Source organism: Fulvivirga aurantia (genome assembly GCF_009711475.1).
GTDB classification, from domain to species: domain Bacteria; phylum Bacteroidota; class Bacteroidia; order Cytophagales; family Cyclobacteriaceae; genus Fulvivirga; species Fulvivirga aurantia.
Genome location: NZ_SMMD01000506.1, coordinates 1 through 3,422 on the forward strand (window position 1 = coordinate 1; position 3,422 = coordinate 3,422).

6 protein-coding genes are annotated in these 3,422 nt (G+C 37.2%); all 6 read right to left on the reverse strand.

The window, feature by feature from the left end; translation table 11 throughout:
- Positions 1–6: 6 nt before the first annotated feature.
- The 6 genes from atpE to E1176_RS03740 all read right to left on the reverse strand — a co-directional run bounded on the left by atpE (position 7) and on the right by E1176_RS03740 (position 3,323).
- Entirely contained in the window at positions 7–195 is a 189-nt protein-coding gene (atpE, locus tag E1176_RS03715; protein WP_004569351.1) for an ATP synthase F0 subunit C, read from the reverse strand.
- Positions 196–231: 36 nt separating this feature from the next.
- Positions 232–1,320, reverse strand: a complete 1,089-nt coding sequence (gene atpB / locus E1176_RS03720; RefSeq protein ID WP_222933073.1) for a F0F1 ATP synthase subunit A — start codon at positions 1,318–1,320, stop codon at positions 232–234.
- A 114-nt stretch (positions 1,321–1,434) separates the two neighbouring features.
- On the reverse strand, positions 1,435–1,815 hold the full coding sequence (locus tag E1176_RS03725) for a DUF6168 family protein (RefSeq protein WP_222933074.1): 381 nt from the start codon (positions 1,813–1,815) through the stop codon (positions 1,435–1,437).
- Positions 1,808–2,056 (reverse strand): AtpZ/AtpI family protein, encoded by a 249-nt coding sequence (locus tag E1176_RS21475; RefSeq protein WP_155209228.1) that lies wholly within the window; start codon positions 2,054–2,056, stop codon positions 1,808–1,810. Before E1176_RS21475 ends, E1176_RS03725 begins: the two co-directional genes overlap by 8 nt.
- Positions 2,007–2,441, reverse strand: coding sequence for a bactofilin family protein (locus E1176_RS03735; RefSeq protein WP_155209229.1), 435 nt, complete (start codon positions 2,439–2,441; stop codon positions 2,007–2,009). Before E1176_RS03735 ends, E1176_RS21475 begins: the two co-directional genes overlap by 50 nt.
- 12 nt (positions 2,442–2,453) lie before the next feature.
- Positions 2,454–3,323, reverse strand: coding sequence for a M23 family metallopeptidase (locus E1176_RS03740; RefSeq protein ID WP_246205928.1), 870 nt, complete (start codon positions 3,321–3,323; stop codon positions 2,454–2,456).
- Positions 3,324–3,422 lie beyond the last annotated feature (99 nt).

The following is a 3,422-nucleotide window of genomic DNA, read 5'->3' on the forward strand; positions in this document are numbered from 1 at the left end:
ATTACATTATTTACCTAGGATCAAAGCACCAAATGCTAGTCCTTCTAATAATGCTCCGATGATAATCATGGCAGTTTGAATTTTACCTGCTGCTTCTGGCTGACGAGCAATACCTTCCATTGCTTTTCCACCAATTTGGCCAAGTCCAATTCCACCACCGATTACGATTAATCCTGCTCCAATTAAATTGTACATGTGAATTGATTTATATAATTAAACAAAAATTCTCTTTTAATGATGTTCGTGCTCTTCCACAGCCATACCTATAAATAATGCTGACAGCATTGTAAATATATAAGCCTGCAAAAACGCAACAAGTATCTCTATAACTGTAATAAACAATGCCAATGCAAACGACATCCCTGTAGCTGCCACTGGACCGAATGTCGCCTTCATAGTTATCGTAAGAGCAATCAGACTCATCACCACAAAGTGACCTGCTGTGATGTTGGCAAACAAACGAATAAGAAGTGCAAACGGCTTAGTAAACACACCTAAAAGCTCGATTGGCATTAATAATATTTTCATTGGAATCGGCACACCTGGCATCCAGAAGATATGCTTCCAGTAATCTTTGTTACCGCTAAACTGTACGATGAAAAATGTGAATAAGGCTAAACAAACTGTTACAGCGATATTACCTGTCACGTTAAACCCAAGAGGAGTTAAGCCCAATAAGTTTAGTATCCAGATGTAAAAAAAGGCAGTGAGAAGAAACGGCATGTAGCGATCAGTCTTGTCACCAATATTTGGTCTTGCTATCTCATCTCGCACATAAATTACAAGTGGCTCAAGCACTCTACCTACTCCTTTTGGAATAGATCTGTTTTTATAGTTCTTAGCTAAACCAACAAAGCCAAAGAATAGGAGAGCTGATGCGAATAACATACCAACAACATTCTTTGTAATCGATAGGTCTAATGGCCTCGCATTGGTAGGATGGTCATGATCATCCATATTAAGCTCACCAGCTGCATTGGTTTTATAAATTTTACCGTGATATATTTTGTAATAGTTGCCTTTAGATTCAGCAACGGTCGTTCCGTGATCAAATTTTGATGACATAAAAACATGTAAACCATCATCCCACAAAATTACTGGCAAAGGAAAGCCAATGTGCTTACCCGATTCACCCAATGTGAATAATGTAAAATCATGCGCATCTTGTAAGTGATGCTTTATGTAGGCATTTATTTCCTCCTGTGTATCAACAGGCCCACCTTCTCCTTGCTCGCCTTCACTACCGCTTGATGCAAAGGCTACACTTGAGAAAAACAACAGTGTTAGTATCGATAAAAGGCTTATAGTTTTATTTGACATCACCATACTTAAAACGAATCCCTGATAAATTTGGGTGCAAAACTAAGCATTTCTAAATAAGATCACTCTTTTTTAGAATTGTTTTTTAGTAATTTTCAAATCTTACGCTTGCTGCTATTGAGAATTCATCAATCGACCACAATAAGTAGCTTCAAAAATCAGGAATATAAACATCGGAATCACAATGGAAAGTCGCTCAGGCATAGTCATCGCCTCAAGGCCAAAAATCGTAGACTTAAACACCAGCACAAACACACCGATCTTGATGAAAACTGAAGCCAGGTAAGCATATCCCACTTGTGAGGGCAGTTTTTTAAACAATGCCTCAATAGAGAGGCAGATAACTAAATAAGAAACAAAGTGAAATACATACATTCCAACAAGTGAAAAACTTAATGCTTCTTCAGATTGAGCCAACAATGTTTTTTGTATGAAGTAAAGTAGTATGGTGACTATAAGTACAATAGTCGTAAAACTGAGGAATCTTTTAATCATTGTTGGAACTGGATTTAGTGACCTGACGGATCACCATAAATATGGAAAGAAATACAGCTAGCAGTGTAACTATCTTAGAGTAGAGTTCATTAGTATTTCCTGTTTTTTCATCTAAATAAACCCCTAGTAAATGTCCCAGGTATATTGCGACAGCCATCTGAATGGCTAAACCGGAATACTTTACAAAATCGTTATATCGCCTTGGCTCCTTCTCGCTTGAGGGCTTTTTCTGACTGCCCATTTTCTCCTATCTTGATATCTTTAATGGTAGAACTCATTTTACAGCCTCCGTTGAAAGTTGCTCCGGTTTCGACTATAAGTTTATTAGTAACAATATCACCGTTGATTACGGCTGTTGGCTTAAGGATAAGTATGTCGGTAACCTCTATTTTTCCTTTCACCACACCGGCCACTTCAGCATTTTGAGCTAAGATGTTTCCTTCAATTTCTGACGACTGACCCAGTGCTATTTTTGATTTGGTCTTTACATTACCAATTATATTTCCTTCGATTCTAATATTACCAAAGGTTTCTATATCTCCTTTGAGCTTAGTACCCTTGCCTATAATATTACTCGAATTACTTATTTCCTCGGCTACCTTATGATCTTCTTTAGAGCTAAACATGACTACTTGTATTTAAAAAGTTACAAACTCCTCTGGATTTAACGAATTTCCGTTATGCCATAGTTCAAAATGCAAATGAGGTCCATCCGTAAGATCTCCAGTATTACCAATAATAGAGATTATTTCACCAGCATTTACAAAATTACCAACTTTTTTCAACAAATCAGCATTGTGCTTATAGACCGAAATGATGTTGCCCCTGTGTTGTATGGCGATTACGTAACCTGAGTCCTGAGTCCAGGAGGCCATTATAACAGTACCATCTGCAATACTTTTAACTGGCTCATTTTTCTTGGCTACAATATCGACTCCAAAATGCCCTTCTTTAACCTGATATGGAGCGGAAACAAACCCCGTGATTGGAGAGAAGAAAAATACTTCTTGTAATTCACTTGATGCCTCTGATGTAAAGTTTACCAATGACATATCTGTCTTCTCAAATTCTTGCCTGAATTGAGAATCCACAGGAGAAAGTTTAGCAACATCAATATTTTCATCCGAGATCTCTGACGAAACAGGAGAGTTATTATCATAATCCTGGAAAGCCTGAGCAGTATCACCTCTTAAGACTCGCTGAAAATTAAGGATAAATCTGTCCTTCTTTTCTACTTCATCTGCTAGCGAATCAACCTTAACAGTAAGCTCGTAGAGTTGCTTATTGGCTTCTATTTGTGCGTGTCTTGGGTCAAACCATTGTGCCAGAAGCGTTTTGACTAGTAATAAAGACAAAAGCATCAGCACAATAAATACTGTTACCGCCAAAAGTATTACCTTCGCATAGGTGAAACTGAAGGTAGACTTTTCAGCAAAGTTTTCCTCGTTTCTTATTATTAACAGATAGCGGTTTACCAACCAACTGGAAAGTGTTTTTTTAGCCTTCAATATGCTCTCCGTTCATTTTTTGGGCAACAAAAATAGATATAATAAACCATTATTGTATTAATTATAATAATTTTTACGTTTCATTACGGACATAACGAA

Coding starts and splice junctions, on each gene's coding strand:
- atpE (WP_004569351.1), bottom strand. CDS start 195: ATGTACAATTTAATTGGAGCAGGATTAATCGTAATCGGTGGTGGAATT.
- atpB (WP_222933073.1), bottom strand. CDS start 1,320: ATGTCAAATAAAACTATAAGCCTTTTATCGATACTAACACTGTTGTTT.
- E1176_RS03725 (WP_222933074.1), bottom strand. CDS start 1,815: ATGATTAAAAGATTCCTCAGTTTTACGACTATTGTACTTATAGTCACC.
- E1176_RS21475 (WP_155209228.1), bottom strand. CDS start 2,056: ATGGGCAGTCAGAAAAAGCCCTCAAGCGAGAAGGAGCCAAGGCGATAT.
- E1176_RS03735 (WP_155209229.1), bottom strand. CDS start 2,441: ATGTTTAGCTCTAAAGAAGATCATAAGGTAGCCGAGGAAATAAGTAAT.